This window comes from Streptomyces sp. NPDC001027, assembly GCF_040299045.1.
Classification (GTDB): Bacteria; Actinomycetota; Actinomycetes; order Streptomycetales; family Streptomycetaceae; genus Streptomyces.
The window spans coordinates 1-5,152 of sequence record NZ_JBEPBI010000383.1; the positions used below are offsets into that span (position 1 = coordinate 1).

Annotated in this window: 1 protein-coding gene and 1 pseudogene; both read left to right on the forward strand. The window is 65.2% G+C overall.

What is annotated here, in order from left to right:
• Window positions 1-209 precede the first annotated feature (209 nt).
• Window positions 210-688, forward strand: a pseudogene (locus ABT300_RS41115) (transposase family protein); the annotation flags it as partial.
• 546 nt (window positions 689-1,234) lie between these two features.
• A complete protein-coding gene (locus ABT300_RS41120) occupies window positions 1,235-3,235 on the forward strand; it encodes a ricin-type beta-trefoil lectin domain protein (RefSeq protein ID WP_351687444.1) in 2,001 nt (666 codons plus the stop codon).
• The last annotated feature ends 1,917 nt before the right edge of the window (window positions 3,236-5,152 follow it).

Genomic DNA, 5,152 nt, shown 5'->3' on the forward strand with positions numbered 1-5,152 from the left:
AGCAGACGAACCGCCCCATCTCTTCCGCCCACAGGTGGAGTTCATGCCCACCAACGTCGAACCACACGATCATGTTCGGAAAGCGGAAGCCTTCTAAGGGCTTGCAGATCATCAAGGTGTTGCTTCCCGTCCCATGGCTCGTTGATGTGGTATGCGCATCCCGGACGAGATCTGTGCCCAACTCACCATGAAGTTTGGGGTGTTGTTCCGTCCGCCGGCCACCGGCCGGACGTGGTGGCCGGGCCGGCGCGCGTTCGTCCCCGGCAAGAAGAAGCAGAACACCATGAAGGCCACTGTGATCGTTGACTGGCGCGGCCGCACGTTATGGACCGATGCCCTGCGACCTGGCCGCATGCATGACGCCACAGCCGCCCGCAACGAAGGCATCGCAATCTGCTTCCAGCACTTTCCCGAGGTGGAGGTCCTCCTGGACGACGGCTACCTCGGCCTGAGCCGCGACTACCCCGGCCAGGCCGTCACCTCGCCGAGAAAGTCGCGACCTGGAGCACTGCCGGGTCGGGTCGGGCAGTGGGAAGGTGACCGTCATGGGCACTCGTCCGACCGCATCACGGTCGAACATGCTCTGGCAGATCACAAACGCTGGCAGTAACTGATGCGCTTCACCCACCGGCTGCCCGACACCTACCGCGCCATCGCCGGTCTCGTCTCCGACCGCACGATCAGCATCGGAGAGCAGGCGGCGACCAGGCCAAACACATCTCACCCGATACCACACACCAATTCGTTAGGTGGCCGGAACGGCCGACCTGGCCCTCCGGAGCCTGCGAGTTGGTTCTAGCTCCTCGGTGGCCGCTCGGCGCCACAGTCACCAGAGATCCAATCAGAAGCAGGAGGACCATTGACCTGACGTTGCCTCACCTCTACCTTCTGACTGACCCGTCGAATCGTGTTCGATATCTCAAACCGAATTGGTTGCGCATCTGTGTCCCTGATGAATCGCAAAATGGGCGCCTCGCGTTTGAGTAAATCTTGTCTCCTCTTGGAAGTGGATGGACGCACTTCACCGGCCGGGCTCCTGGCCGTCAGGTCGGCGGTCGCCTGGGGCGGCCCCTGTGATTCCTCCGCTGGTCGTGACTGCCGAGTTGACCAGGTAAGCCAAGAGTTGACTTGCAAGCAGTCGCCGTCACGCGCGTGTTCGGCGGCGCACACCTGCCGACCAGGTTCGTCGCGCGGTCGACGTTCCTTTCTCTTTCCCCTCCTCCTGGAGAGCCTCATGACCCCCCACTCCACTGCACGAAGATGGACCAGGCGCATTACCGCCCAGGTCCTCGCTGCCGGACTCGCCGTCGCCGGTCTGGCGGGCCTCAACCGGCAGGAGCCGTCTGTGCCCCTGTCCGCCGAACCGGCCGCCGTGAGTACAAGTCAGATAGGTGTCACACCGCCGCCGATGGGCTGGGCGTCCTGGAACAGCTTCTTCAGCAGCATCGACCACAACGTCATCAAGCAGCAGGCTGACGCCCTGGTCTCCTCCGGGATGGCCGCCGCCGGCTACAAGTACGTCAATCTCGACGACGGCTGGTGGCAGGGCGCCCGCGACACGAGCGGCAACATCGTCGTCGACGAAAACCTGTGGCCCGGCGGTATGCAGGCGATCGCCGACTACATCCACAGCAAGGGCCTGAAGGCGGGCATCTACACCGACGCCGGCAAGCAGGGCTGCGGCTACTACTACCCCACCACCCGCCCCGCGGCGCCCGACACCGGTATGGAGGGCCACTACCAGCAGGACCTGGAGACCTTCCAGCGCTGGGGCTTCGACTACGTCAAGATCGACTGGTGCGGCGGGCGGGTCGAGGGCCTGGACCAGGAGACCCAGTACAAGCAGATCGCCGCCGCAAACGAGGCCGCCTCGGCAGTCACCGGCCGCAAGTTGGTGCTGTCGTTCTGCGAGTGGGGCACCGGACTGCCGTGGAACTGGGCCACCGGCCACGGCGATCTGTGGCGCACCAGCCACGACGTACTCCTGTACCAGGAGACTCCGGGCCTGGCGAAGATGTACCGCAACTTCGACGAGGCTCTGCAACCCGCCGCCCACCACACCGGCTACGTCAACGACCCCGACATGCTGATGGTCGGCCTGAATGGGATGACCGCCGCCCGCAACCGGCTGCACATGAGCCTGTGGTCGATCGCCGGCGCCCCGCTGCTGGCCGGCAACAACGTGGCCACGATGAGCGCGGAGACCCGGGACATCCTCACCAACCCCGAGGTCCTCGCCGTCAACCAGGACCCGCGCGGTCTGCAGGGCGTCAAGGTCGCCGAGGACACCCGGAATTTGCAGGTGTACGGCAAGGTGCTCTCCGGTACCGGCAAGCGTGCGGTGATGCTGTTGAACCGCACCGGCTCGGCCGCGAACATCACCGTCCGCTGGGCCGACCTAGGCCTGACCTCAGCATCCGCGACGGTAAGCAATGCCTGGACCCGCACCGACGTCGGGCCTTTCGCCACCGGCTACACCACCTCCGTACCGGCCAACGACGCGGTCCTGCTGACCGTTTCCGGCACCGAGGCCTCCGGCACGACGTACGAGGACACCACCGCTACCACCCCGGCGTTCACGGGCGTCACCACCTCCGCAGCGGGCACGAAACTCGTCGATATCAGCTATGCGAACGGTGGCAGCACCGCCCGCAAGGCGACCATCAAGGTCAACGGCCAGTACTCGTACGTCGTTTCCTTCCCGCCGACTGGCTCGGCTACCACCTACCGGACCGTGTCCGTACTCGCGCACCTGGCCAAGGGCGCGAACACGGTGAAGCTTGAGGCGGTCTCCGGAGGCACCGCACCCGACGTCGACGCACTTCGCGTCCAGGGCATCCCCGGCACCAACGGCACCGCCCTCGTCGGCTCCGCCTCGGGCCGTTGTGTGGATGTCGAGAAGAACACCTATGTCAACGCCACCCAGGCGCAGTTGTGGGACTGCTCCGGGGGCCGCAACCAGACCCTTCAGCAGACGCCGCGCGGCGAGCTGGTGGTCTACGGTAACAAGTGCCTAGACGCCGACAACAACGGCACCAGCAACAGCACCAAAGTGATCATCTGGGACTGCAACGGCGGCACCAACCAGAAGTGGACCGTCAATGCGAACGGCACCGTCACCAACAACCTCTCCGGGCTGTGCCTGGATGCCTCGAGCGCGGCGACTGCCAACGGCACCAAGCTGACCCTGTGGACGTGCAACGGCCAGAACAACCAGAAATGGACCCTCACCTGACACCCGTCGTAGGAACGTGACGCACCGCTGGCGAGGGCACGGCAGCGCTCCTTGCCAGTCGGCGCACGACCCCAGCCCATCCGCCCGCCGACAGGCCGCTCAGTCTGGCGGACATCGCTGGCAGTGAACGGCCGCCAACCGCCCGCCCGCTCGCCCGTCGTCGGTCACACCAGCGGGAGCGTCTTGTCGACAGCAATCCTGGTCTTCGAGCGGTGTGGCCGTCGGGCACCCGATTCGACGGCAAGAGGCTGTTCTCCACCGAGTCACCGTGATCTGCAGCGATCTGGACGGGAGCTACGACTGGTGCATCCGCAGCTACCTCCCCCGACATGGTCTCTGGGCTGCAGGACGACTTCACGCTGGGCGGCTGCCGACAGCGGGACGGAAAAGGTCGCACCCCTTCGAGGATGGGCTGTGTTGACCCGGACGGCACGCCGAGTTCTTCGCTGAGTACCGCCCCATCGGTCGGCCGAGCCCTCGTTGACATCTCCGGCATCAACCGCGAATAGAGTGAGGCCGACACCCTCCTGCCCGCCCTGGCCAAGGACATCATAGATGGACGCGATGGCAAGGCCCTCTGGACGCTGCCCGGCAGCACCACCCCAAATCCGCAAACCTGAACTGCCTCGACGCAGCGTCTTCACCGGTTCCGCCTCGTCCAGCCAGACCTTCTTCGCCCACACAGGGTCCGTACACTCCGTGCAGCGTGCGTGCCACCGAACCTTCTCGACTTGCAGGCGACACTGTCGTAAATCGGATCGATGTCCGCACGCATCGCTCGCACATGTTCGGCCAGGGATCCTCGGCCTTGGTAAACGCGGTCTTCGGCCTGCGCCCGCTCTGCGGCATCAACTGCCGTGTTTCTTCCGGGTTCACCGGTCGTTCCGACGCCAACGTGGCCAGCCCCAAGCGCACGTGCAGGCCACGTCCTGCGACCGTACGTGCCTGCACGCCGCCTCGACGGTCACGCCGAAGCCAGTACCTGCCCGAGCGGCATGTGCGTTTGAGGCCGATCCAGGAGAGCAGGGGGTGTGGCCCGCGGGGAGGGGGCCTTGAGTGGAGAGATGGAGCGCCGGGCCAGAGCCGCTGGAACCACACGCTCCTGCAGCGCCGCCCAGCAGATCATCGCCCGTCAGCGCAGTTCTAAAGCTCCCGCGAGCAGTTGGTGGCCTTCCTGTTGCGCGCCTGCGAAGTGCCGGCGAAGGCCCACGCAGAGCGGCTGCAGGCATGGTCAGTCGGACTGCTGTGGGATCTCTTCGACGGATGCCAGCGCGGCTGTGTCAGGGGCGGTGTAGAAGACGGACTTGCCCTGCCTGCTGCGCTGAGCCTGATTCCTGGCCACGAGGCCGTCAGTGTCGTGCGAACGACGCTTGTCTTGTCGTTGAGCTCCGGCTGCTGTTGTCCCAGCGCGGTGGCGATTCGGCGGCAGAGCCGGGGCTCACTCTGGCCTGCTAGGTGTTCGCGCACGAGCGTGGGCGAGGTGGACGATGCTGCGGTCGTGGCCTTGACGGCGCTCATGTTGCCAGTCCAGTCCGCTTCCGAGCCACGGTTCCCGTCTTCCTGTCTTTCGTCTGTTTGGGCGCCCGATGTCTTCTTGGGTGGAGCAGGTACCGTCGCGGCTGGTTCGGCTGCTGGCGCGGTGAACGCAGCCGGGACACCGAGAGCCTGCTAAATGCTCATCAGGACGGTGGTCGTGCTGCAGGGCAGCCAACTGGCCTGGAGTGCTTCGTTTCGCCGCTGATGCGTTCTTGCTCCTTGAGAGGACTTTTGCGTCACTTATGTGACGCTTCATGGAGGTTCACTCCTGCCGGAATTCGCGGCATACAGGCGAAACAGGTAGTTTGCGTCCGCAGTCACGTCGAGGCTGATCTCGCATTTCGCCATGGTTCGGGCCGATAGCTCCTGTCCGGTTCGAAT

Coding starts and splice junctions, on each gene's coding strand:
- ABT300_RS41120 (WP_351687444.1), top strand. CDS start 1,235: ATGACCCCCCACTCCACTGCACGAAGATGGACCAGGCGCATTACCGCC.